Source organism: Streptomyces indicus, assembly GCF_900100315.1.
In the GTDB taxonomy this organism is placed as follows: domain Bacteria; phylum Actinomycetota; class Actinomycetes; order Streptomycetales; family Streptomycetaceae; genus Streptomyces; species Streptomyces indicus.
Map to the genome: position 1 here is coordinate 975,033 of NZ_FNFF01000001.1, position 22,891 is coordinate 997,923.

Sequence of the window (22,891 nt, forward strand, 5' to 3'; positions counted from 1 at the left end):
GGGCCGGGGCAAACGGATTTCCCCCGCGCCCCGGCCCGCCGGGCACACCGCGGCGGCGCCGCGTGCCCCCGCACACAGTCCCGGCTGATGTTGCGGCCCGCGGGTACGCGGGGACCATGGGTAATCACGATGTGTTCTCCGATCCTCATGTCAAAGGTCCGGTAGCGGTGGTCTCCAGCGGCCGGTCGCGGCTCGTCCGCCTCGACCTGAAGCTCTTCGACGGCGTCGCCCGCCGCCACTGGCCCGGCGCCGATCCGCTGCTGCCGATGCTGAGCCGCAGCGCCAACCACGGCGTGCTCTGGTTCGCCGCGGCCGGCGCCCTGGCCCTGACCCGCTCGCCGCGTGCGCGCCGTGCCGCCGCGCGCGGGCTCGCCTCGCTCGCGCTGGCCTCGGGCACCGTGAACACCCTCGGCAAGCGGGCCGTGCGCCGCGCCCGACCGCTGCGTGACGACGTACCGCTGATCCGGCAGCTGAAGCACCAGCCGATCACGACCTCGTTCCCGTCCGGGCACTCCGCCTCGGCCGCGGCCTTCGCGACGGGCGTCGCGCTGGAGTCGCGCCGCTGGGGCGCGGTGGTCGCGCCCGTGGCGGGTGCGGTCGCCCTGTCCCGCGTCTACACCGGCGTGCACTATCCGACGGATGTCCTCGCGGGAGCGGCGCTCGGGGTGGGCGCCGCTTTCGCCGTACGGGGGCTCGTGCCCACCCGCGACCAGATCCGGGCTCCGGGCCGGCCGCACGCCGAGGCACCCGTCCTGGACGAGGGCGAGGGTCTGGTGATGGTGGTCAACTCGGGGGCGAAGACCGCCGCCCGGGCCCAGCTGCTGCTCGCGCATCTGCCGGGTGCGGAGCTCGTGGAGTGCGAACCGGCCGTGTTCGAGGAGGAGTTGGAGAAGGCCGCGGGGCGGGCGCGCGTCCTCGGCGTGTGCGGCGGCGACGGCTCGGTCAACTCGGCCGCGCAGGTGGCGCTGCGGCACGATCTGCCCCTCGCGGTGCTGCCCGGCGGCACGCTGAACCACTTCGCGTACGACCTCGGCGTGGAGGGCGAGCGCGATCTGGCACGTGCCCTGACCCGCGGCGAGGCCGTGGCGGTGGACGTGGGGCGGTTCCGCGCCGGGGAGTCCACCGGGATCTTCCTCAACACCTTCAGCCTGGGCGTCTATCCGGAGCTCGTCCGCCACCGCGACCGCTGGGCCAAGCGGATCGGCGGCTGGGGCGCGGGCATTCTCGCGGCCGGCGACGTGCTCGGCTCGGAGCATCCGCTCGAGGTCGAGATCGGCGGCAAACGGCGGGCGCTGTGGCTGCTGTTCGCCGGCAACGGGACGTACCACCGCATGGGCCTGGCCCCCGCGCGCCGGCACGACCTGGCCGACGGGCTGCTCGACGTACGGGTGGCGCACGGCGGCCGCAGGCCGAGTGCCCGGCTGCTCGCGGCCGCGTTCGCGGGACCGCTCAGCCGCTCCCCCGCGCACGCCGCCGTCCGGGTGCGCCGGCTGCGGGTGCAGCGGCTCGCGCCCGGTACGCCGCTCGCGTACGACGGTGAAGTCATCGCGGCGGGCGGCGAGTTGGAGCTGGACAAGCTGCCGGAGGCACTGACGGTGTACCGCCCCGAGCCGTACTGACACTCCGTCATGCGCGTCTCGCATGGCAAGACACAGATCTCATAATATGGCGCGAGCGCGTACGGTTCTCGGTATCGCCCCGGGTGAAGGCGCCCGGGGCACTGCCGGAAGGGGACCGGTCATGGCCGAGGAGACCGCCGTCTACACGCACGGGCACCACGAGTCGGTGCTGCGCTCGCACACCTGGCGCACCGCCGCCAACTCCGCGGCCTACCTCCTGCCGGAGCTGAAGCCCGACCACCGGATCCTGGACGTGGGCTGCGGACCGGGCACCATCACCGCCGACCTGGCGGCCCTGGTGCCACAGGGGCACGTGACGGGGGTCGAGATCGCGGCCGGCGTCCTGGACCAGGCGCGGGCCACGGCGGCCGAACGCGGCCTGGACAACGTGGAGTTCGAGGTGGCGGACGTGCACGGGCTGCAGTACGCGGACGACAGCTTCGATGTCGTGCACGCGCACCAGGTGCTCCAGCACGTGGGCGATCCGGTGCAGGCGCTGCGCGAGATGCGCCGGGTGACCCGGCCCGGCGGGATCATCGCCGTCCGCGATTCGGACTACGCGGGCATGGTCTGGTACCCGGAGCTGCCCGTCCTGGACGAGTGGCAGGCCCTGTACCAGCGGGTCGCGCGGGCCAACGGCGGTGAGCCGAACGCCGGGCGGCGTCTCAAGTCGTGGGCGCTGGCGGCCGGTTGTACGGACATCACCGCCACCTCGGCCACCTGGACCTACGCCACGCCCGAGGAGCGCGCGTGGTGGAGCGGCCTGTGGGCCGACCGCACCACGTCCTCCTCGTACGCGACCATCGCCGTCGAGGGCGGACACGCGAGCCGCGAGGACCTGGAGCGGATCGGCGCCGGATGGCGTGCGTGGGGGCAGGCCGACGACGCCTGGTTCTGCGTGCTGCACGGGGAACTGCTGATCCGGGTCTGAGGGCCCTCCGCCCCCTGCCGTACCGGGAGTTCAGTCCCGCGGCAGCAGCGGGCCCAGCGGTCCGAGGTCGAGATTGAGGTCCTCGGGCCGCAGCCCGTAGCGGTCGCGCAGCTCGGCCATGCGGTCCTCCAGGAGCATCAGCGTGAGCCCGATGCGCTCCTCCTGGTCCTCACTGAGGTCCCCGGTATCGAAGCGGCGCACCGCCTGGCGCTCCATGAGCTGGCGCAGCAACTCGACCACGGTGAGCACGAGTTTGACCAGGTCGCGCTCGACGGTGTCGGGGTCGAGGTCCATCCGGCGCGACGGGCGCTCGGGGCGGGGGGACGCCGGGCTGTCCCGCAGTGCGGACTCCGAGAGGTCGCGCAGGACGTCCGGCACCGGGCGCGGGGAGTCCGCGTCCGGCAGGTCGTACCACTGCGCGCCCGCCGCGCCGGTCTCACCATGGGGCGTGCGCGCTGCCTCCGTCGCACGCGGCGTCTCCGTCGTGCGGGGTGTCTCCGGCGTGCTCATCGCGTCACCTCGCCTCGATCGCGCCCGCCGCGCCCGGCAGGTCGAAGGGGGAGGGCACCTGTTCGTTCACCGAGCTGATCAGGGCGTTCAGATCGATCCGTACGAGATCGACGTCCGCGATGCGCAGCGTCACATCGCCCGTGATCACCACACCGCCGGCGAGCAGCCGGTCGAGGAGGTCCACGAGGGCGATCTCGCGCCGCTCTATGACGGTCACCGCGCCTCCTCTCCCGTACCGGAGTCCGGATCGCTGAACGAGTACGCGGCCCACGGGCCGGTCAGTTCCACGCGCAGGCCGGGCTCCTGGTCCTTGGTGCGCTCCACGCACTCCACGAACTCCTCCGAGTCCGAACGCCCCACCAGATAGGCGGCGTTGAGCACGTTCTGGCCTTCGGCGCGGGACAGCGCCGGGTTCTGCGGCGGGTGCAGCCGGGACGCGGCCGAGCGTGCGGCCAGGTCCGTGTGCAGCTGCTGCGCGAAGGATTCCGCGCGCGCCCACAGCCGGTCCGCGTCCTGCCGGCGGGTGCGGCGCATCCGCAGGTAGTCACGGCCGCTCGCGGGACGGTCCGCGGCCGCCGCGGCCCCGGCAGGCTCCACGGGCTCCGCGTACACCTTGACGCCCCACTCCACCCGGCCGTCGATCCGCGCGAGCAGGGCGCGCAGCTGCTCACCCTCGTCCTCCAGCATCGTGCGGACACCGCTGTCGTCCCGGAACACCGTGCCGAGCCGCAGCGGCAGCGGACAGGTGACGGTGGTCAGGGCCGCGATCACCGACTGGTGCGCACGGGCGGTCTCGCTGACCCAGTCGAGGTCCTCCAAGTGGGCCTTGAACGGCTCGTAGCCGAAGTCCTCGGGCGGCACGTGGCTGAGCACGGCGACCAGGCCGCCGTGCGCGAGCTGCTTGAGCGGTGCGCCGCCCACCCCCACGAGGTCCGCCTGCAAGGCGGCCTCGAAGGGGCGGCACACCGCGTAGACGTAGCGGAGCTGATTCATCCGGGGGCCTCTCCCTCCCTGCGGAGCTCATTCATCCCGAGCGCTCTTCACCCTCCGGCTGCCCGCTCTCCTGCGCCGTCTGCCGGATCTCCTGCGCTCCGCCGTCGGCGCCCGCTTCGAGCCGGCCTCCGGACCGTCCTTCGAGCTCGGCGATACGGGCCTGCAACTCCTCGTTCTCCCGTGCCAGTTCTGAGCTGCGGCGGTCCACCTCGCGGCGGCGCGCTCCCGAGGACAGCGCGGGGTCGTCCTCCCACCAGTCGATGCCCATCTCCTTCGCCTTGTCGACGGAGGCGACGATCAGGCGGAGCTTGATGGTGAGCAGCTCGATGTCGAGCAGGTTGATCCGGATGTCTCCCGCGATCACCACGCCCTTGTCGAGGACGCGCTCGAGGATGTCGGCGAGGTTGGCGCCGCCGTCACGTCCGTAGGGCTCGGGGAGCCGGCTGGCGGTGGTCATCGGCGCCCGGTCCCGGCGTAGTCGTCACGGCTTTCCTCTTCGTACTCCTCGTCCTCGGGCTCGTCCTCGTACGCGCCCTCGGCCTCCTCGTCGTACTCGCCTTCCGGCTCCGTGTCCTCGTCGTCCCGGTCGTCCCGGGCCTCGCGGTCGTCCTCGTACGCCACCTCGTCGTCATCCTCCTCGCCGTGGTCGTCGTACGCGTTCTCGTCGTCCTCCTCTGGTTCCTCGGATTCGTCCTCGTATTCCTCGCCGTATTCGTCCTGCTCGCCCTTGGCCTCCTCCAGCTCGGCGCTCTCGCCCTCCTCGCCTTCGGCGCGCTCCTCCTCGGCGAGGGCGTCCTCGTGGCTGACGACCACCTCGCCGTCGCGGATCTCCCCGCGCCAGCCGTCGCTCGCCTCGCCCTTGAGCGAGATGTGCCGGGCGAAGTGCTTGAGGTCGAGGCGGGCGCGGCGGCCCTGGGCGCGCCAGATGTTGCCCGTCTTCTCGAAGAGGCCCTTCGGGTAGTACTCGATGATCAGCAGGATCCGCGTGAGGTTCTCGCCGAGCGGGTGGAAGGTCACCACGCCCTTCGTCGTGCCCTTGGCGCCCTCGGAGGTCCAGGTGATGCGCTGGTCGGGTATCTGCTCGGTGGTGTGCGCCTTCCAGCTCCTGCTGGACCAGAAGACCTTGAGGTTCCAGTCGGACTGGGTGTCGTCCGCGACCGTGGCGCCCTTGACGCCCTTGGCGAAGGTCGAGAACTCCTGGTACTGCGTCCACTGGTCGTAGGCCGTGCGCACCGGCACACCGACGTCGACGTATTCGAGGATGACGGTGGGCTTCTGGCCCGCGCCGCCCTTCTTGCGCTTGCCGCCGAGGCCCTTGACCGCGCCCATCAGGCGGTCCTTGAGGTGGCTTCCGGTGAGCTCCACGGCGCTGCGCACCGGGCCCTTGCCCTCGGCGAGCTTGCGGCCGCCCTTGAGGGCCAGTTGCGCGAAGCCGGGGCTCTTGCCCTCGGCGATGTCGTTCAGCTTGACGGTGGCCGAGCCGAGTTTGTGGCCCACCCCCACCAGCGCGCGTTCGAGCTGCGCCAGCATGAAGGCCTGCGCCTCGGCCTTGAGACGGTCGGCGGCCTCGCTCTTGGCGAGGCCGGTCAGCGGATTGTCCTTCGCGTCAGCCATCGCTGCGGCCTCCCTTCGCGCGGGTGGTGCGGCGGGCCGCCGACTTCGCCGCCGAGGTGGTCTTCTTGGCGGTACGGGAGGCCGTCTTGCCCCCGGCGCTCTTCGCGCCCGACGCGGTCTTCCTGGCGCCGGTGGTCTTGCGTGCGGCGCCGGTGGACTTGCTTGCGGCGCTGGTGGACTTGCGGGCCGTGCCCGACGCCTTGCTCTTCGCGGCCGAGGCCGGCTTGCGTGCGGAGCGTTCGCCGCCGCGCGAGCTCTCCTCCTCGTCGGAGCCGGATGCGGCGTCGTCATCGCGGGACTCGGACCGCGCGCGGTCGTCGTCCTCGTCCTCCTCGGACCGCGCCCCGGGGATCACCCCGGACAGCCGGTCCTGCACCCCGAGCGTGCGGTCGCGCAGCCGGTCCGAGATCCCGTCGAGGCCGCGTTCGAGCACCGCCCCGGTCGCGGCCTTGCCGACGCCTCGCACGTCCTCGCGCAGCTGGTCCCCGATCTCCTTGAACTGCGGGTTGTTCAGGAGCTGTTGCTGGACGAGCTCCGCGAGCGCGCGCGGGGAGAGCGGGAGCTTCTTGCCGGCGACGAGCGTGCCGACGGCGAAGGCCAGTTTCATCTTCTTCGTGCGTCCGAGCACATATCCCGCCCCTACGGCGAGGCCAAGTGCCATGCGGTTCATGGTTGATTCGTCCGTTCCGTCGCGTGCTGGAGCCGGTCGAGGAGCTCGTCCTCACCCCGGTCGAAGGTGTCCTCGTCGATCTCGCCCGCTTCGAGCTGCTCCTCGAGGCGCGCGAGTTCGGCACGGATCGCCGCGGGGTCGTAGTACTGCCGCTCGGCCTCGTCCACGATCTGTTCCATCACCCAGAAGGAACCGCGGACGGGCGCGAACGGCAGCAGCACGACCTCTTTCACGAGGCTCGTCAGACCCATGTCAGTGGCCCGCGGTCTGGGCGGCGTGCTGGGCCGGCCCCGGTTCGACGAAGCTGTACGGCGGCAGCGGGCCGTTCACCTTCAGGTCCAGGTGCGGGTGGTCGCCCCGCAGCTTGTCGACCGCGGAGAGGAACCCGTCGGAGGAGTCCCGCGCCACGAGGAAGGAGATGTTGGCGAGCCAGCCGGTGCTCTGCGGACCCACGCTGACGGATTCGGCCGCGCCTTCCAGCCGTTCCTGGATCTCCACCGCGTCGGCCGCCTCACGCGCCTGCACGGCCTGGACCACCATCTCGCCCAGCCTGAGCCGCTGTTCGTACGTGCCGCCCGCGGCCTCGCGGTTGGCCTCGGTGAGGGTCCGTATCTCGGGGTTCTCGGCCATCACGCGGTGCAGCACGGCCTCTTCGTCGTGCGTGGCCTTGACGTTGTACTCGACCCTGCCGTCCAGCGCTTCGAGCCGTTCGGTGTAGTGCTCGGCGCGCTCGGCGAGCACGGCGGCCACCGTGTCGTCGTCGGGTGCGGTCGAGCCGAAGCGCATGGGCAGCACCGGTCCCTGGGCGCCCGCCTCGCTCAGCACGTTCTGGTGGGCGAGCAGATCGTGGCGCTTGGGCCGCAGGTTCTCCGGAGAGTCGCTGACGATGGCCGCGAGTTCACCCCCGGTGACGGTCCGCACCGGCAGCGCGGGGTCCCCGATCCCTTCCGTGCCCTCCGGCAGCGACGGATGCGACTTCCGCACGATGCCGTAGATGTACGTGGTCACTCCGCCTCCTCCTGCCGCTTGCGGGAGGTGCTCCGCTTGGTGGTGCGCTTGGGCGCCTCCTCGCCTTCCTCCCGACGGCCGTCCTCGCGCGACTGGCGGAACGCGTCGGAGATGGTGTCGGCGGCACCGCCGAGCGCGCCCTTGGACTTGCCGCGCGAACCCGATTCGGTGATCTCGCCGACCAGGTCGGGCAGGCCCGGGCTCTTGCGCGGTCCGGCCTCCAGGTCCAGGCGGTTGCAGGCCTCGGCGAAGCGCAGATACGTGTCCACGCTGGCCACCACAACCCTGATGTCGATCTTCAGGATCTCAATGCCGACCAGGGAAACACGCACGAACGCATCGATCACCAGGCCGCGGTCGAGCACGAGTTCCAGGACGTCGTACAGGCCGCTGGTGCCGCCTGAGCCGCCGGTTTGCTGTGCAGGAACTACGGTCATTCGGACCGGTCCTCCTCGTGAGTTTCGGTGGGTTCCCGGCCCGCAGTGCGGGCCGGCCGGTACGGCGCGGTCAGCGCCCGCCGGGACGCTGGGCGTCGGCGCGTCCGCGTTCGTAGCGGCGGACGCGGCGGTAGCCCGTGAGCATGCCCTGCGGGTCGAGGTCGACCGCGTAGGTGGCGAGCAGGCTCATGGTGTCGGGGACACGAGTGAGTTCGAGCACCTCGATCTCCAAGTGCCAGCCGTCTTGGGTGCGTTCGAACGCCGAGACGCTCTCGGCCTGCATCCCGGTGAGCTCGGCGAGCTGCAGCCGGGCTTCGCGCAGCACCTCCATCGGCGCCGCGGCCTGCTCGCGGTCCTGCTGCGCCTCCGGCTCGGATTCCTTTTCCTGCCGGGCGTTCTGCCGTTCGTTCTGCCGGGCGCCGTTGCCGCTGCTGTTGTTCGCGGACCGGGTGTCCTTCCGGGTCTTGCTGGTTTCTGTCATCAGAACCTCCAGCTCCGAGTGACCCGCACCCCCGCGCGTCAAACCCTTGCGGAACGCTTGACGTTCGGGTGAGGAGAGCCACAGCTTCGGGAGCCCATGGCGTCCTGCTGAAGACCGGTCAGGTGACGGCCTCGATCCCGTCAGCTGACGACGGCCTGCTCCACGAGCAGCCGTACGGCCGCGGCCACGGACGCCGCGTCGATCCCCGCGGAGCGCAACTGCTCGCCCGGCGTGGCGGATCCCGGCATGTGCCCGACGGCGAGCCGCACGAAGCGCGGCACGGGCCGGCCGTCCGAGAAGGCCTCGAGCACCGCGTCCCCGATGCCGCCCTCGACCCGGTGGTCCTCCACGGTCACCAGACAGCCGGTCCTGTCAGCCGCCTCCTGAAGCGTGGCGGTGTCCACGGGTTTGACGGAGTAGAGGTCGATGACACGGGCGGCGATGCCGGCCTGCGCCAACTGGTCGGCGGCGTCGAGCGCTTCGCGTACCGTCACACCGGCCGCGACGATCGTCACGCGGTCCTCGTCCGAGGAGCGCAGGACCTTGGAGCCGCCGATCGGGAAGCGCTCTTCGGGCCCGTAGATGACGGGTGTCTCGCCGCGCGTGGTGCGCAGATAGCCGATCCCGGGGCGCTCGGCGAGCGCGGCGACCAGGTGGGCCGTCTGGTTGGCGTCGCACGGGTAGAGCACCGCCGAGCCGTGCAGCGCGCGCATCATCGCGAGGTCTTCGAGGCCCATCTGGGAGGGCCCGTCCTGTCCGATGGAGACACCGGCGTGCGAGCCGACGAGCTTGATGTCCATGTCGCTGATGGCGGCCATGCGCAGGAAGTCGTGGGCGCGCGTGAGGAAGGCCGCGAACGTCGAGGCGTACGGGACGAAGCCGCGCGCCGCGAGTCCGGTCGCGGCGGCCACCATCTGCTGCTCGGCGATGTAGCACTCGAAGAACCGCTCCGGGTGTTCCTTGGCGAACAGCTCCGACTTGGTCGAGTCGCTCACCTCGCCGTCCAAGGCGACCACGTCCCCGCGCGCCGAGCCGAGCGCGGCCACGGCCTGCCCATAGGCGCTGCGCGTGGCGACCTCGTCGCCGACCTCGAACCGCGGCAGGTCGAGATGCCCGCTGCGTACGGCGTGCAACACCCGTGCGGCGGGCGGCTGTTGGACCTCGATGCGCAGGTTCCTGACGCCGCCCAGCTCCTCGACGGCCTCCTCGGGCTGCTTCAGCGGCTTGCCGTGCAGGCCTTCGCGGTCCTCCGCGGCGGCCACGCCCTTGCCCTTGAGGGTGCGGGCGAGGATCGCGGTGGGCTGGCCGAGCGTGGAGCGGGCCTCGGCGTAGGCGCGGTCCACGTCGCGCACGTCGTGGCCGTCGCACTCGACGGTGTGCCAGCCGAAGGCCTGGAAGCGGCGTGCGTACGCGTCGAGGTCGTGGCCGTGGCGGGTGGGGCCGCGCTGGCCGAGGCGGTTGACGTCGACGATCGCAGTGAGGTTGTCGAGGTGTTCGTGTCCGGCGTGCTCGGCGGCCTCCCACACCGAGCCCTCGGCGAGCTCGCTGTCGCCGCACAGGACCCACACGCGGTAGCCGACCCGCTCCAGGCGCTTGCCGGCCAGGGCCATGCCCACACCGACCGGCAGGCCCTGGCCGAGCGAACCGGTGGCGACCTCCACCCAGGGCAGGGCCCTCGGGGTGGGGTGGCCTTCGAGGCGGCTGCCGAGGGTGCGGAAGGTCCGCAGCTCGTCGTCGTCCACGAGGCCGACGGCCTTGTACGTGGCGTAGAGCAGCGGCGAGGCGTGCCCCTTGGAGAGGATGAAACGGTCGTTGCCGGGGTGCTCGGGCCGCTCGAAGTCGTGGCGCAGATGGCGCGCGAACAGCACGGCCGTGAGCTCGGCGGCCGACATCGAGGAGCTGGGGTGCCCCGACCCCGCGGCGGCCGCCACGCGTACCGAGTCCACCCTCAACTGCTGGGCGATTTCGGCGAGTTCGGCGTCAGTCGGCGGGGTCATCGGGTGCCTCCCTGTGTGGTGCGGGCAGTCGGGCGAGTTCGGGGGACGAGGTGTCGAGGGGCACCGACCAGGAGCGGACCATGCCGAGCTGGACGCCCTGGCGCGGCAGTGCCGCCTCCAGGAGCCAGTCGGCGGCCACGCGGATGCGGTTGCCGGGCATCGCGGCCAGGTGGTAGCCGCGGGTGACGGCCGCGGCGGGAGGTCCCGCGAGCGGGAGGCCGAGCGGGTTCGCCGCGGCCTTCACCCCGCCGAGGTCGACGGTGAAGCCCAGGTCGTGGTGCTTGTACGGGGCGCGCTCGCCGATGCCGAGCGAGGCGGCCACGTTCTTGCCGGCCGTGGCGCCCTGCCGCCAGGCGTGCTGGGCGGTCATCGGGGTGTACGAGCCGGGCTTGGTCACGTCCGGTACGGCGGCCGCGTCCCCGCAGGCGTACACCTCGGGGTGGCCGGGGACCTGGAGGTAGGTGTCGACGAGCAGGCGCCCGCGTTCGAGCGGCCGCCCCGTCGCCTCCACGAGCGGGTCGGGCCGTACGCCCACGCACCACACGATGGTGCGTGTGTCGACGAACTCGCCGTCGTCCAGGAGCACGCCCTTCTCGGTGGCCTCCTTCACGGAGGTCCCGGTCCGTACGTCCACGCCGCGCTGCGTCAGCACCTTGTGCGCGGTCTTCGAGAGTTTGGTGTCCAGCTCGGGCAGGACGCGCGGGGCGATGTCGAGCAGCATCCAGCGGGCTTCGAGGTCCGGGTGGCGGCGCAGCAGCGAGTCGGTGAACAGCTTTCCGTGCGCGGCGACTTCGGTACCGGTGTAGCCGGCGCCCACGACGACGAAGGTGCAGCGCGCCGGGTCCTTGTCGTTGGCGGCGAGTTCGGTCTGGCGGATCACGTGGTCGCGCAGGTAGAGCGCCTCGGGCATGCCGCGGAATCCGTGCGCGTGCTCGGCCACGCCCGGTACGGGCAGCAGCTTGTTGACACTGCCGACGGCGAGCACGAGCCGGTCGTACGACAGCGTGCCGACCCCGCCCTCCGGGTCGCGGTACTGAACGGTGCGTCCGTCCAGGTCGAGGCCCTCGGCCTCACCGAGCACCAGCCGCACCTTCGGCAGCGTGCCCGTGAGGGAGACGGTGACGCGGCGCGGTTCGAGGACGCCCGCGGCGACCTGGGGCAGCAGCGGCAGATAGAGGAAGTAGTCGGTCGGGTTGAGCAGGACCACTTCGGCTCGGTCTCGGGCCGCCCGGGAGAGGGTGCGGGCGGCCCGGTATCCGGCGAAGCCGGCCCCGACGATCACGATGCGGGTGCGGCTCACGTTGTCGGCCTCCTGCTGGTGGTCACGATGTCGGCCTGCTGCTTGTGGTCACGTTGTCGGCCTGCTGCTGGTGGTCACGGATCTGCCGGGTGCCCTTGGCCTCCGGCGCCAAACGTTTCCGTGGGCCGGGCCGGGTTACCCGACCCGCACCCCCTCCCGTCAGGGCGTCTCTCCCCTTCCGGGAGCGCCGCCCCTCCCCCATCGGGAGTCCGGCGGGCACCCCCCACTTCGCCCGAGAGCCGAACAGCGATGAAGAACACCGTGGCGCTCCAGACGCCTGCCGTCTCCGCCTACTCCGTCCCCACCGACGCGCCCGAGGCCGACGGCTCCCGCAGCTGGGACACCACCTCGGTGGTGGTGGTCGAGATCGGCGCCGGCGCCGCGACCGGCACCGGCTGGACCTATGCGCCGCCGACCGCCGCCGATGTCGTACGGGAGCAGCTCGCCCCCGTCGTCACCGGTCTGGACGCCTTCGACATCCCGGCCGCGCACGAGGCGATGCGCGCCGCGCTCGACGAGCCGGGGGCGTGCGGTCTGACGGGGTGCGCGCTGTCGGCCCTGGACATCGCCCTGTGGGATCTGAAGGCGCGGCTGCTCGAACTGCCGCTGTTACGGCTGCTCGGCGCCGCCCGCGACACGGTTCCCGTGTACGGCAGCGGCGGCTTCACCACGTATCACGACACGCATCTGGCGGCGCAGCTCGGCGGCTGGGTGCACGGGCAGCGCATCCCGCGCGTGAAGATCCGCATCGGCGAGTTCCACGGCCGGGCGGTGGCGCGCGACCTCGCGCGGGTGCGGGCGGCCCGCCATGTCATCGGCCCGCACACGGACCTGTACGTGGACGCCGGCGGCGCCTACACCCGCAAGCAGGCGGTCCGGGTGGGACGGGCGCTGGCCGCCCTGGAGGTGGGGTGGTTCGAGGCGCCCGTGGCCGCGGACGATCCGGCGGGCCTGCGGCTCGTACGGGACGCGGTGGTGTGCGATGTGGCGACCGGCGGGCGCGCGGGCGACCTGGCCGCGCTCGCCCGGACGGTCCCGGCGGTGGACTGCGTGCAGGCGGACGCCACACGGATCGGCGGGCTCACGGCCTGGCTGCGGGCGGCGGCGCTCGCGCAGGCTCACGGCCTGGAGATCTCCGCATGCGGCGCACCGCACGCCCATGCGGCAGTGGCCGCGTGCGTACCGAATCTGCGGCATGTCGAGTGGTTCCACGACCATGTGCGGATCGAGTCGATGTTCTTCGACGGCGCCCTTGACCCCACGGGCGGCGTCCTGCGCCCGGACGGCGGCATCGGGCACGGACTGCGGCTGCGCACCGAGGAGGTCGGGGAGTACCGGGTGGCTTGAACGGGCTCGTCACGTGAGCTGGGTTCGGCGGTGGGCGGGGCCGGGCTTCGTGCGGGGCCGGGGCCGGGGCCGGCCCAGCGCGTGGCGGCGGGCCGGGCTTATCGCGTGGCGCGGGCCGCGGGCGGCGTGCGAGCCTTCCGGCATGCAGCGTGCGGAGGTGCTTCTGATCGGCGGCCGGTCCGGGGCGGGCAAGTCGTCGGTGGGCTACGAGGTCTCGGCGCTGCTGCGCGCGGCCTCGGTGGGCCATGCGTACATCGAGGGCGACGTCCTCGACCACATCCACCCCGCGCCCGCGGGCGACCCCGACCGCTCCGGCATCACCGGGCGCAACCTCAAGGCCCTGTGGGCCAACTACTCGGAGCTGGGCTGCCGACGGCTCATCTACACGAACACGGCGGCGGTGCTCGGCGGCGAACAGTGGCTGTTCCACGGGGCGTTGGGCCCAGGCATCCGCTACGTGCACGTCCTGCTCACGGCCTCCGACGCGACCGTCGAGGCCCGGCTGCGTGGGCGCGAGCGCGGTTCCGAGCTGGCGGAGCAGCTGCGGCGCAGCGCGCTCGCGGCGCGGCGGCTCGATGAGCACGCCGCGCCGGGGACCGTGCGCGTGGCGACCGACGGGCGGTCGGTCACCGAGGTGGCGCGGGAGGTCGTGGCGGCCACCGGCTGGTGACGGCCGTCATGGCCGACCCGTACGCGCCAACGTCCGTTCAATTGCAACTCAGTTGGCGCCGGTCGGCGGACCGGGATTCCGCGTCGGCCGCTCGGCCGGCGGCTCGGGGGCGGGCGGTCCGGGGTTGTGGGTCCGCGGTTCGAGCGGCGGCTCGGTCGGCGGGGGCGAGACCGGCGGGGTCGGGGCTCCGGGCGAGCCGCCCGGCGGTACCACCGGCGGGACGTCGGGCGCCGGGGGCGCCTCGGGGGCCCGGGTGTCGCGGCCGTGCGGCGCCTCGGGAGTCGCGCCCCGGCCACCGGAGGCGTGGGGGCGGGCCGCGTTGCGCAGCGCGTAGGCCGCACCGGCCAGGAGCACGCCCATGATGAGGGCGGCGGCCCAGTCGGGCAGCCCGATCGCGAACACCAGGCCGAGGGCCAGCGCACAGGCGGCGCCCGCGTACAGGGCGACGGCGCCCGACGCGGCGTAGAGCGAGGCGGTACGGCGCTGCTTGCGGGTCTGCTTGCGCAGCTCGTCGCGGAGTTCGGCGCGCAGTTCCTCACGCAGCTCGGCACGCACCGTCTCCCGGACGACCTGGGCGAGGGTGTCGCTGATGCTCTTCTCGATCGTGTCCGTAGGTGAGCTTCCCGTGCGTTCCATGCGGACCGGGTACCCCTGCCCCTGCACGGCTAACGCGGGCCGGCCTGGGGGCGCCGCGGCCCCGGCACGGGCCGTTCACGGGAAACGATCTCCCGGCCGCCGGGCGCCAACTACCCTCGGGCGTATGGAGATTCTGGGCACCACGCTGCGTATCTGCGTCGAGGATCTGGACACCTCGGTGGCCTTCTACGAGCGGCTCGCGGGCGCCAGAGCCCTGCGCTTCGAGCGCGGCGGGGTCCAGGTCGCGGCCGTCGGCTGCTTTCTGCTGATGAGCGGCCCCGAGGCCGAGCTCGAGGTGCTGCGGAAGGTCACGGCGACCATCGCGGTGCCCGATGTGGACGAGGCGCACGAGGTGCTCAGCGCCTCCGGTGCGCACATCGTCGCCGGTCCGGTGCCGACCCCGGCGGGCCGCAACCTGATCGCGGTCCACCCGGACGGCACCGTCTTCGAGTACGCGGACCAGCGCTCCGTCCGCGGCTGACCTTCATCCGCGGTCCGCGCCCGGCCCGGCGTCGGCGGTGTCCGGCTGCGGCGCGGCGGGCGGGCGCATCCGGAAGTCGTACGCCGCCGGCAGCGGCTCGTCCGTCAGCGCCGCCCAGGTCTCCACCAGCGCCTCGGAGCCCTCGCGCAGATCGGCCACCTCGAAGCCCTCGTCGAAGATGCGCCGCGCCGCCTCCTTCTCCCCTTCGGCGATGAGGAGTTGGGCCTCGATGAGCCGGAAGCGGCCGCGGGTCCGGGTGACCGGACGCAACCGGTCCCAGACCGAGCGGGCCTCGGCCGGGCGGTCCGCGGCGAGCAGGGTCGCGATGGCCTCGCGCCCGAGGGCCGCGCAGGCGGCCGTCCAGACCTCTCCCTCGCGCCGTTCCGCGCACAGGTCGTCGAAGGCTTCCGTGTAGCGGTCGGCGGCCCGTTGCAGCTGGCCCGCCTCGCGGTCGGCCACGGCAAGGCAGCGCAGCAACGGCCATACGGACGGGGCGAGTTCGAGCCCCCGCTCCCAGCTGCGCACCGCCTGCGCGTAGTCCCCGGAATGCCACTGCGCCACCCCGAGGTGGTACTCGTTGAGCGGCGCCGCGGGCGCCGTCTCCAGCATGTCGCGCCAGTGCCGGGCGACCAGCGTGGGGCCCGGCGGGGTGACCCGGCGCGGTTCGGGACAGGTGCCGGTGTGGGACAGCTCGATCCAGGGGGCCTGGTCGGCGTCGAGCGTGGACTCGTCGAAGGGCGTGCCGGGCAGTTTGTGGCCGGCCCGGAGCACTTCGAGCGCGCCCCACCCGGATCCGGTGGCCAGCCGCTCGCCGGGTTCGTGGTCGGCGTGCGGCTGCCACTGCTCGTACGCCTTCTGCACCTCGCCCCGCGGAAGCGCCTCCTCCAGACGCGCGGCTACCTCTTCACGAGCGGCGCTCCAGTCGTCGCCGTGGACACGGGCGGGGTCGGCGCCCAGCGGTCCGTACGCCTCGAACCAGCTGATCTCGCCCTCGGCTTCGAGCCGTATGTGTTCCAGCTGGGTGCGGGCGAGACCGGCCTGGATCTCGGCGTAGCCGCCGGTGCCGGGCTCGGTGAGCCACTCCTGCCAGCGGCGGCCGCCGGGGCTGCTGCCCCAGGTGAAGAGCTTGCGGCCGCGCAGCCGGTCGGTGGAGGTCTGCACGAGTCCGTGGCCGCTGTCGTCGAGCGCGCCGATCCAGCGGCGTTCCCCGTCCGGCAGTTCGTAGAAGTAGTCGGCCGGGGAACCGCTGTTGAGGGGGTACGAGGTGTCGGTGCCCGCGTGGGCGGGGACCGGGACGCGTTGCAGGGCGCGTTCGTAGCCGTGGTGCCAGGCCTCGTCGGCGGGGGCGAGGACGCGGCGCTCCTCGGGGACGGCGATGTTGGACCACCAGTACAGGGGCACGGGCTTCTCGTGCGGATTGCGGATCCGTACGCCCACGTACAGGAATTCAGCGTCCTCGGGCAGCCACAGGTCGACCTGGAAGGGGGTGTCGCGCAGCCGCTCCCACTCCCACAGGCGCAGCATCGGTGTGCCGTCGGGCGCCTCGACGCGGGCGGCGTGGACCGGGGCGCAGGACAGGGTGCTGTGGCCGGTGGCGCCGATGTTCCATTCGATGCCGCCGGAGAACCAGGCGCCGTTGAGCGCGAAGTCGGCGGGCTGGAACACCGGGTTGGTGTAGAGGAGTTCGCGGCCGGTGGGCTTGTGGTGCATCGAGTGGACCCGGCCGCCGAGGCCCGGCAGCACGGTGACGCGGAGGCGGGAGTTCTCCAGGATCAGGGTGTCGAGGGTGAGCTCGGTGCGTTCGCGGTCGTAGCCGTCCAGGACCGGTGCGGGCAGGATGCCGGTCAGCGGCCGGTAGCCGAGCTGGCGGCGCATGTCGAGCGGCATCGTCGCGCGCACGCGCTCGTCGACGGTGACCTCGTGCACCCGGGTCGGCGGGCACAGTGCGGGCAGCGGGTTCGCCGGGCCCAACGGGGCGCCGGGCAACGTCAGTTCGGCACGTCGGATCGTCGTCACCCGACCATGGAACCTGCCGACGGCAGCGGTCGCCAGGGGACCTCCGGGTCAGGATTGGGCAAAACCGACGAGTGCGTCGACCACGAGGTCGGCGAGGAGTGCGCCCGCGGTGCCGTCGGGGTCGAGGTCCGGGTCGTAGATCGTGACGTTGAGTCCCACGCAGTGCTCGGATGCGGTCAAGGTGCCGAGCAGGTCGAGGAGTTCACCGGGCTGAAGTCCGTCGGGGTCGGGGGCGTCGACGGCGGGCATGACGGAGGGGTCCAGGCTGTCGGCGTCGAAGTGCACCCAGAACCCTTCGAGTTCGCGGATCTCCAGGGACTGCCGCACAGCGCCCGCGATCTGAGCGGCGCCCCACTCGCGGATCTCGCCGACGCTCGCGTGCGGAATCTTCAGCTCGCGCAGCTCCGGCCGCTGTGGGTCGTCGTCGCGGATGCCGAAGAGCCGGACGTCCTCGTCCTTGAGGTAGGGCTTCAGGCCTTCCAGGTCGGTCAGGTCCTCCTGCCCGCGTCCGGTCGCGAGGGCCAGCTCCTCGCCGCCGGCCGCACCGACCCGGTCCGAGTTGCCCGGGTGGCGGAAGTCGGTGGAGCCGTCGATCGCGGCGAGCCCGTAGCGTCCGATACGGCGCATCGCGAGCGAGGCCCCGAGCTGGATGGAGCAGTCACCGCCGAGCACCACGGGGAAGTCGCCGGCGCGCAGGTGGTGCTCGATGCGGTCGGCGAGCTTGACGGTGTACGCGGCGATGGCGGCGGCGTTGAACACCCCGTCGCCCTCCTGCCAGTCGCCCCGGTCGTAGCGCGGCGGCACGACCACGCCGCCCTCCAGAGCACCGAGCCGCTGCACGATGCGCTGCTCGCGCAGGGCGCCGGCCAGCTTGTAGACACCGGGCACGGTGCCGGGGGCCGGCGGGCGCAGGCCCAGGTTGGAGGGTGCGTCGAGGACCACGATGCGTCGCATGGGGCCCATCCTCGACGACGTAGGGTTGATCGCTCAACGGGTATACGGGCTGGGGCCGCGCGACAGGCATACGGGCTCCGGCCCGCCACAGGCATACGGGGTTCGGCCCCCGTGACAGAGAGACGGGGCCCGGGCCCCGCGACGGGAGCAGAAGCGGCATGGGCGCAGCACACACGTACCGGGTCATCGTCCGAGGCGCGTTCGAGGGCCTCGCCGACGAGGTGCGCGCCCGGCTGCTCGCGGAGGTCGACGACCACGGGATGACGGCGATGCGGTTCACCGAGGAGGGCTCGCTCGCGTACGACCGCACGCTGAAGCACTTCTCGTTCCGCTATGTCGTCGTCTCGGACAGCGACGACGGCGAGGAGATGGCGGGCGCGATCGCCGAGGACCGGGCGGAGGGTGCGCTGCGGGAGCTCGGGGCCGGGCACGGGACGCTCACGTCGAAGGTGACGGACATGGACACGATGAAGATCAACCGGAAGGGCCGCTGACGGCTTTCGCGCGCACCGGAAGGGCGCGCTGACGGCATCCGTGTGCACCGGCCCGGCCGCTTCCGTGCCGGGTCAGCCCGCCGCGAACTCCACCACCGCCAGCGCTCCCGCCGGGTGCACGGCCACCGTCTTGAGGCCCGCCTCCCCTGCCAGCTCGGCGAGTTGGGCCGCGGTGCGCTCCTTGCCCGCGAAGAACACGAGCATGCGCAGGTCCATCTCCGTACGGACCTGCGCGCCGTCACCGCCGATCTTCTCGATCACGAAGACCCGGCCCGTGCTGCCCGCCGCCTCCGCGCAGCGGCGCAGGATCGCGAGGGCCGAGGCGTCGTCCCAGTCGTGCAGGATCGACGAGAGCACGTAGCCCCCGTATCCGCTGGGCAGTGCGTCGAAGAAGCTGCCCTCGACCGCGTCCGCCCGTCCCTTCAGCCGCTCGGCCGTGAAGCGGATCCGCGCGGACTCCGCGGTCCGGTCGCGGTCGAGCACCGTGCCGTGCAGCTCGGGGTGCGCCCGGAGCAGGGCGGTGAGCAGCGCGCCGTTGCCGCCGCCGACGTCGATGACGCGGCCGAGCGAGCCCCAGTCGTAGGCGGCGGCGATCAGCGGGCCGTCGGTGCCGATGTCGCGGCTCATGTGGGTGTCGAACCGCTCCTGCCGGTCCGGGGTGGTGGCCAGGTCGTCCCAGAACGAGGCCCCGTACCGGAGCGGAAAGCCCGGCAGCCCGGTCCGTACGGAGTGCAGCAGCTCGACCAGGGACAGGTCGGCGCGGCCCACCGCCGAGCCCATGTCGAGCCAGGGGTGCAGATCGCCGGCGTGGTCCGCGTGCAGCGCGGCGCCGAGTCCGGTGAGCGCGTAGCGGCCCTCGGCGTCACGGTCGAGCACCGACTTCCCGGCGAGGTGGGCGAGCATCCGGTCCAGGGCGTCGGCGTCGGCGCCCACCACGGCGGCGAGTTCGCGGGCGGAGCGCGGTCCGCCGTCGAGGGCTTCCGCGATCCGCAGGGTGGCGGCGGCGCGGATCGCCATCGGCGTGGCCAGATCGGCCAGTTCGGCGAGGCGGTGGAGCGCGGGGCGCTCGCGCTCGGGGGCGGTGGCGGGCGGGCCGGTGCCGTCCGAAGAACCCTCGGTTCCGCCGCCCGGAATGTCCGCAGTCATGGCGCGTCCTCTCCCCAGCTCCCCCGGGCCCTTCCTCCGGCGGCGGACGCGGTGGCGTCGCCTACCGGACCATGTCCTTCGTGAGGGCCCACCGCTCATGGTCGCGCCAGGCCCCGTCGATGTACAAGAAGCCCGGCGAGAACCCCTCCAGACGGAACCCGCAGCGGCGGGCCAGCGCGATGGACGCGGCGTTGAGCGGCTGGACGTTGATCTCCAGTCGGTGCAGGTCGAGCGGGGGTGCGAAGGCGTACGCGATGACGAGCCGCAGCCCCTCGGTCATCAGTCCCTGCCCGGCCGCGTGCGCGAAGGCCCCGTATCCCAACGCGCCGTTGCGGAAGGCGCCTTGGACGATGTTGTTGATGTTGATGTAGCCGGCGATCCGTCCGCTGTCGTTCTCGCAGACGAGGAACCCGGCGCGTGCGGGGTCCTCGATCAGCCGCTGCGCGTACACCGTGAACTGCTCGTCGGTGAGGGGCGGGGCGAGCCAGGGGTGGTGGAGTGCGCGGCTGGCGCGGGCGAACGTGGTGAAGGCCTCGCCGTCGGCGTACGTCAGGGGACGTATGCCGACGCGAGGCCCGGTGGCGAGCGGGGTGGTCCGGGCGTCCATGCGGGCACCCTAGGACTTCGACGGCCCGGTCACTCGCCGGGGCGGGGCCGTCCATCCGCACGCGTGCTGCTTCTTGGCGGCCCGCCCGCTATTTCTGGGCGGCCCCCCGCTACTTCTTGGCGGCCAGCCCGCTATTTCTTGGCGGCCGGCTTGGGGCAGGTCTCCGTCTTCTTCACGACGCCGATCCGCAGCGCCTGGCCCTCGAGCTCCACGCCGGGAGCAGGGCTCTGCGTGCAGACCTTCCAGTTCAGCGGCCACAGGATGTTGCGCTTGAATCCGCTGACGTCGTGCAGGTCGACGCGGGTGCGGTAGTCCACGGTCTGGAACACGTCCATCAGGGCCTTGCCCCTGAAGTCCGGCATCGGCGGTCCCGCGGCCGCCGCGGTGGTCACGGTGAGGGCCGTCGCGGCGAGCACGGTGCCGGTGAGCACGCCGGCGCGCTGGATGAGTCGAGTCACTTCCGTCTCCTGGTGAGGTAGGCCCCGCACAGCGCCCCGATCAGGCCCGTGAGCAGCAGCGCCATCCACAACGGCATGGTCACTTCGGGGATCAGCAGGCGGATCTTGGTGCTGCGGGTGTTCTCGAAGATGAAGATCAGGCCGAGGATGCCGATCGCGGCAACGGTCAGACGCCCGGGAGTCATCAGCCCCTTGGCCTTGGCTTTGCCGCTGCTGGAGTTGTTGGAGCTCATGCGGGACCTTCCGTCCGGGGTAACGCCGTCGCCCCCTGGGGTCAGCATGAACAGCACAAGCCCGGGGCGCACGCGGCCGGTGCTCCTGCGGGTGGCGCGGTGGGCCTAACGGGTGAGGCCGGTGGCCGGGCGGGCGGGGTGCGGGCTCACTGGGACCACGGCAGGTGCGCACCGGGCCGGGTGCGCCGCGACGCGGAACGGAGCGGGCCATGACGCAGCGGGCCGACCTCGGCGGGGTGCAGGAGACCTCGCTGATGACGCTGTACCTGCGCGCGGTCGACCAGGGCCGGGCGCGGCCCGTCCTCGGCGACCCGCACGCGCGGCGGGCCGTGGAGCGGATCGACTACGACTTCGGGCGGCTGCGCGCCCTGCGGTGCATCGCCCCGCTGGTGGCGGCGCGGGCCCGGCGCTTCGACACGTGGACGGCGGAGTTCCTGTACGAGTGTCCCGACGCGCTCGTGCTGCATCTGGCCTGCGGTCTGGACAGCCGACCGCTGCGGGTGGAGCGGCCGGAGACGGCGCTGTGGATCGACGTGGACCAGCCCGAGGTGATCGCACTGCGCGAGCGGCTCTACGGGCCCGTCGAGGGCGTACGCACCCTGAGCGCTTCGGTCACGGACGCGGGGTGGTGGGCGGAAGTGCCGCGCGACCGGCCGACCATGGTGGTGGCCGAGGGCCTGCTGATGTATCTGCCGCCGGACGAGGTGAGCCGCCTGGTGAACCGCGTCGTGGAGCACATCCCGTCGGGCCGCCTGGTCTTCGACGCCGTGGCGCCCTGGGTGCGGTCGCTCTCCGGCCTGCATCCGCTGCTCCGTCGCGCCCACAGCCCCTTCCGCTGGTCCCTGGCCTCACCCGCCGTCTTCGCCCGCGCCCACCCGCCGCTGCGCCTGCTCAGCGACCTGAGCGCCCTGGACGACCTCGCCCGCCACCGCTCGTCGTCCCCCTCCCGCACCCTGCTGCGAGGCCTCGCCCGGACCCCGGGCCTCGGCGACGGGCTGCGGTTCCTGCGGTTCGGGATCACGCCGGGCGGGTGAGGGCGGGGCGGGGTGCGGGTGCGGGCCGCTGCGGGCGGGGCGGGAGGAGCGGCGTGCGGGTGCGGTCCGCTGCGGGCGGATGGCGTCGGGTCGGCCTGCGCCGTACGGGTGCGTCACAGGGGGCTCCCGGACGGTGCGGGACCAGTTCGGGCAGGTGCGGAGGGGCCCATGCGGCAGCGCACCACACCCCGGTCGGCGGGGGCTCACGTGACAGCGTGCCGCACCCCGGACCAGCGAGGCTCACCGGCCGAACATGCTGCACCCCGCCCCCGGCCCGGCTCACCTCAACGCCGGCACCTCAAGGCGCAGTTCACCCGCCTCCGCGTCCAGCACGGCGGGGACGCCGAGTGGGATCGTCAGGGCGCCGTCGCAGTGGCCGAAGCCGGCGTCCTCCAGGACCGGGATGCCCAGGGGGCCGAGGCGGTCGGTGAACACCGCGCGGATCTGCTCGTACGGGCCGCACTCCTCCCACGAGCCGAGCAGGACGCCGGCCACCCCGTCCAGCCAGCCGCTGCGCAGGAGTTGGGTGAGGAGGCGGTCGATGCGGTAGTCCTCCTCGTCGATGTCCTCGATGCACAGCAGCCCGCCCCGCGCCGACGTCCTGGCGTGCGGGGTGCCGAGGTCCGCGGCGAGCAGCGCCAGGCAGCCGCCGAGGGTCACTCCCCGGGCGCGTCCCGGCACCAGCGCGCGGCCTCCCCTGAGGGTCTGCACCGTCTCCGGGGCGAACAGCGTGGCCTTCAGATGCTCCTGCGCCCGCGCGTTCTTCAGGAAGTCGGCGGTCGCGGTCATGGGCCCGTGCAGCGTGACCAGACCGAGCCGCGTCGCGAACGCCTCGTGCAGGGCGGTGATGTCGCTGTACCCCACGAACACCTTCGGCCCGGCGGCCCGCATCGCGTCCCAGTCGAGCAGGTCGACCATGCGCTGGACGCCGTAGCCGCCGCGCGCACAGAGCACGGCGGACACCGAGGGGTCGCACCAGGCCGCCTGGAGGTCGGCGGCCCGGTCCCGGTCGTCACCGCCCAGGTAGCCCAACGTCGGGTGCCCGTCGAGGACATGGGGCGCCACGACGGGGTCGAGGTCCCAGCCGCGCAGAATGTCGAGCCCGGCCTGGAGCCGGTCCTCGGGCACGGGCCCCGAGGGCGCGACCACGGCCACGCGGGCTCCCGGTGCCAGGCGCTGCGGCCGGGTGAGGGGCGCGAGGCCCCGGGTCGGTGCGGGATCGTCCCAGCCGCCGTCGATGGTCTCCCCCTCGCGT

The 22,891-nt window shown here is 72.9% G+C and carries 27 protein-coding genes; 7 read left to right on the plus strand and 20 right to left on the minus strand.

The window, feature by feature from the left end:
* The first annotated feature begins 116 nt into the window (after nucleotides 1–116).
* Together BLT97_RS04330 and BLT97_RS04335 are read left to right on the plus strand one after the other, a co-directional pair.
* The gene (locus BLT97_RS04330) at nucleotides 117–1,619 is read left to right on the plus strand and encodes a bifunctional phosphatase PAP2/diacylglycerol kinase family protein (RefSeq protein WP_093607274.1); all 1,503 of its coding nucleotides are present in this window, start codon (nucleotides 117–119) and stop codon (nucleotides 1,617–1,619) included.
* 121 nt (nucleotides 1,620–1,740) lie between these two features.
* On the plus strand, nucleotides 1,741–2,550 hold the full coding sequence (locus BLT97_RS04335; RefSeq protein ID WP_093607275.1) for a class I SAM-dependent methyltransferase: 810 nt from the start codon (nucleotides 1,741–1,743) through the stop codon (nucleotides 2,548–2,550).
* Nucleotides 2,551–2,580: 30 nt separating this feature from the next.
* Here BLT97_RS04335 and BLT97_RS04340 read toward each other — a convergent pair whose 3' ends face one another.
* The 12 genes from BLT97_RS04340 to BLT97_RS04395 form a co-directional block, all read right to left on the minus strand.
* On the minus strand, nucleotides 2,581–2,844 hold the full coding sequence (locus BLT97_RS04340) for a gas vesicle protein GvpK (RefSeq protein WP_093607762.1): 264 nt from the start codon (nucleotides 2,842–2,844) through the stop codon (nucleotides 2,581–2,583).
* A gap of 220 nt (nucleotides 2,845–3,064) precedes the next feature.
* The gene (locus tag BLT97_RS04345) at nucleotides 3,065–3,277 is read right to left on the minus strand and encodes a gas vesicle protein (protein ID WP_093607276.1); all 213 of its coding nucleotides are present in this window, start codon (nucleotides 3,275–3,277) and stop codon (nucleotides 3,065–3,067) included.
* Nucleotides 3,274–4,053 carry a GvpL/GvpF family gas vesicle protein gene (locus BLT97_RS04350; RefSeq protein WP_093607277.1) on the minus strand — a complete coding sequence of 260 codons (780 nt, stop codon included), beginning with the start codon at nucleotides 4,051–4,053 and terminating at the stop codon, nucleotides 3,274–3,276. The genes BLT97_RS04345 and BLT97_RS04350 overlap by 4 nt, the downstream gene beginning before the upstream one ends.
* Before the next feature lie 31 nt (nucleotides 4,054–4,084).
* Nucleotides 4,085–4,510 (minus strand): gas vesicle protein, encoded by a 426-nt coding sequence (locus BLT97_RS04355; RefSeq protein ID WP_245769121.1) that lies wholly within the window; start codon nucleotides 4,508–4,510, stop codon nucleotides 4,085–4,087.
* Nucleotides 4,507–5,667, minus strand: coding sequence for an SRPBCC family protein (locus BLT97_RS04360; RefSeq protein ID WP_093607278.1), 1,161 nt, complete (start codon nucleotides 5,665–5,667; stop codon nucleotides 4,507–4,509). The genes BLT97_RS04355 and BLT97_RS04360 overlap by 4 nt, the downstream gene beginning before the upstream one ends.
* Nucleotides 5,660–6,328 (minus strand): DNA primase, encoded by a 669-nt coding sequence (locus BLT97_RS04365; RefSeq protein WP_342742690.1) that lies wholly within the window; start codon nucleotides 6,326–6,328, stop codon nucleotides 5,660–5,662. Before BLT97_RS04365 ends, BLT97_RS04360 begins: the two co-directional genes overlap by 8 nt.
* A gap of 5 nt (nucleotides 6,329–6,333) precedes the next feature.
* Nucleotides 6,334–6,588 carry a gas vesicle protein GvpG gene (locus BLT97_RS04370; protein WP_093607280.1) on the minus strand — a complete coding sequence of 85 codons (255 nt, stop codon included), beginning with the start codon at nucleotides 6,586–6,588 and terminating at the stop codon, nucleotides 6,334–6,336.
* Nucleotide 6,589: 1 nt separating this feature from the next.
* Nucleotides 6,590–7,345, minus strand: a complete 756-nt coding sequence (locus BLT97_RS04375; protein WP_093607281.1) for a GvpL/GvpF family gas vesicle protein — start codon at nucleotides 7,343–7,345, stop codon at nucleotides 6,590–6,592.
* A complete protein-coding gene (locus tag BLT97_RS04380) occupies nucleotides 7,342–7,782 on the minus strand; it encodes a gas vesicle structural protein GvpA (RefSeq protein WP_093607282.1) in 441 nt (146 codons plus the stop codon). The genes BLT97_RS04375 and BLT97_RS04380 overlap by 4 nt, the downstream gene beginning before the upstream one ends.
* Before the next feature lie 70 nt (nucleotides 7,783–7,852).
* The gene (locus tag BLT97_RS04385; RefSeq protein WP_093607283.1) at nucleotides 7,853–8,263 is read right to left on the minus strand and encodes a gas vesicle protein GvpO; all 411 of its coding nucleotides are present in this window, start codon (nucleotides 8,261–8,263) and stop codon (nucleotides 7,853–7,855) included.
* A 140-nt stretch (nucleotides 8,264–8,403) separates the two neighbouring features.
* Nucleotides 8,404–10,260, minus strand: a complete 1,857-nt coding sequence (locus BLT97_RS04390; protein ID WP_093607284.1) for a transketolase — start codon at nucleotides 10,258–10,260, stop codon at nucleotides 8,404–8,406.
* Nucleotides 10,244–11,560 (minus strand): NAD(P)/FAD-dependent oxidoreductase, encoded by a 1,317-nt coding sequence (locus BLT97_RS04395; RefSeq protein ID WP_093607285.1) that lies wholly within the window; start codon nucleotides 11,558–11,560, stop codon nucleotides 10,244–10,246. The genes BLT97_RS04390 and BLT97_RS04395 overlap by 17 nt, the downstream gene beginning before the upstream one ends.
* Nucleotides 11,561–11,809: 249 nt before the next feature.
* Here BLT97_RS04395 and BLT97_RS04400 point away from each other — a divergent pair, with 249 nt between their 5' ends.
* Together BLT97_RS04400 and BLT97_RS04405 are read left to right on the plus strand one after the other, a co-directional pair.
* A complete protein-coding gene (locus tag BLT97_RS04400) occupies nucleotides 11,810–12,907 on the plus strand; it encodes an enolase C-terminal domain-like protein (protein ID WP_093607286.1) in 1,098 nt (365 codons plus the stop codon).
* Between the two features lie 142 nt (nucleotides 12,908–13,049).
* Nucleotides 13,050–13,577: a nucleoside/nucleotide kinase family protein gene (locus tag BLT97_RS04405; RefSeq protein WP_093607287.1), complete on the plus strand. Its 528-nt coding sequence runs from the start codon at nucleotides 13,050–13,052 to the stop codon at nucleotides 13,575–13,577.
* A gap of 48 nt (nucleotides 13,578–13,625) precedes the next feature.
* Here the strand turns inward: BLT97_RS04405 and BLT97_RS38385 are convergent, their stop codons facing one another.
* The gene (locus tag BLT97_RS38385) at nucleotides 13,626–14,213 is read right to left on the minus strand and encodes a hypothetical protein (RefSeq protein WP_245769122.1); all 588 of its coding nucleotides are present in this window, start codon (nucleotides 14,211–14,213) and stop codon (nucleotides 13,626–13,628) included.
* 124 nt (nucleotides 14,214–14,337) lie between these two features.
* Here BLT97_RS38385 and BLT97_RS04415 point away from each other — a divergent pair, with 124 nt between their 5' ends.
* Entirely contained in the window at nucleotides 14,338–14,694 is a 357-nt protein-coding gene (locus BLT97_RS04415) for a VOC family protein (RefSeq protein ID WP_093607288.1), read from the plus strand.
* 3 nt (nucleotides 14,695–14,697) lie between these two features.
* Here the strand turns inward: BLT97_RS04415 and BLT97_RS04420 are convergent, their stop codons facing one another.
* Both BLT97_RS04420 and BLT97_RS04425 read right to left on the minus strand, forming a co-directional pair.
* A complete protein-coding gene (locus BLT97_RS04420) occupies nucleotides 14,698–16,710 on the minus strand; it encodes a DUF5107 domain-containing protein (protein WP_093607289.1) in 2,013 nt (670 codons plus the stop codon).
* 48 nt (nucleotides 16,711–16,758) lie between these two features.
* A complete protein-coding gene (locus BLT97_RS04425) occupies nucleotides 16,759–17,664 on the minus strand; it encodes an arginase family protein (protein WP_093607290.1) in 906 nt (301 codons plus the stop codon).
* Between the two features lie 158 nt (nucleotides 17,665–17,822).
* Here BLT97_RS04425 and BLT97_RS04430 point away from each other — a divergent pair, with 158 nt between their 5' ends.
* The gene (locus BLT97_RS04430; protein ID WP_093607291.1) at nucleotides 17,823–18,158 is read left to right on the plus strand and encodes a DUF6204 family protein; all 336 of its coding nucleotides are present in this window, start codon (nucleotides 17,823–17,825) and stop codon (nucleotides 18,156–18,158) included.
* A 72-nt stretch (nucleotides 18,159–18,230) separates the two neighbouring features.
* Here the strand turns inward: BLT97_RS04430 and BLT97_RS04435 are convergent, their stop codons facing one another.
* The 4 genes from BLT97_RS04435 to BLT97_RS04450 form a co-directional block, all read right to left on the minus strand.
* A complete protein-coding gene (locus tag BLT97_RS04435) occupies nucleotides 18,231–19,304 on the minus strand; it encodes a methyltransferase (protein ID WP_093607292.1) in 1,074 nt (357 codons plus the stop codon).
* A gap of 61 nt (nucleotides 19,305–19,365) precedes the next feature.
* Entirely contained in the window at nucleotides 19,366–19,911 is a 546-nt protein-coding gene (locus tag BLT97_RS04440) for a GNAT family N-acetyltransferase (protein WP_093607293.1), read from the minus strand.
* Between the two features lie 131 nt (nucleotides 19,912–20,042).
* Complete coding sequence (locus BLT97_RS04445; RefSeq protein WP_245769123.1) at nucleotides 20,043–20,369, minus strand: hypothetical protein; 327 nt, start codon at nucleotides 20,367–20,369, stop codon at nucleotides 20,043–20,045.
* Entirely contained in the window at nucleotides 20,366–20,602 is a 237-nt protein-coding gene (locus BLT97_RS04450; protein ID WP_093607294.1) for a LapA family protein, read from the minus strand. The genes BLT97_RS04445 and BLT97_RS04450 overlap by 4 nt, the downstream gene beginning before the upstream one ends.
* A 209-nt stretch (nucleotides 20,603–20,811) precedes the next feature.
* Between BLT97_RS04450 and BLT97_RS04455 the strand changes: the two genes are divergently transcribed.
* Nucleotides 20,812–21,636, plus strand: a complete 825-nt coding sequence (locus BLT97_RS04455; RefSeq protein WP_093607295.1) for a class I SAM-dependent methyltransferase — start codon at nucleotides 20,812–20,814, stop codon at nucleotides 21,634–21,636.
* A 279-nt stretch (nucleotides 21,637–21,915) separates the two neighbouring features.
* Here BLT97_RS04455 and BLT97_RS04460 read toward each other — a convergent pair whose 3' ends face one another.
* A complete protein-coding gene (locus BLT97_RS04460) occupies nucleotides 21,916–22,875 on the minus strand; it encodes a S66 peptidase family protein (RefSeq protein ID WP_093607764.1) in 960 nt (319 codons plus the stop codon).
* Nucleotides 22,876–22,891 lie beyond the last annotated feature (16 nt).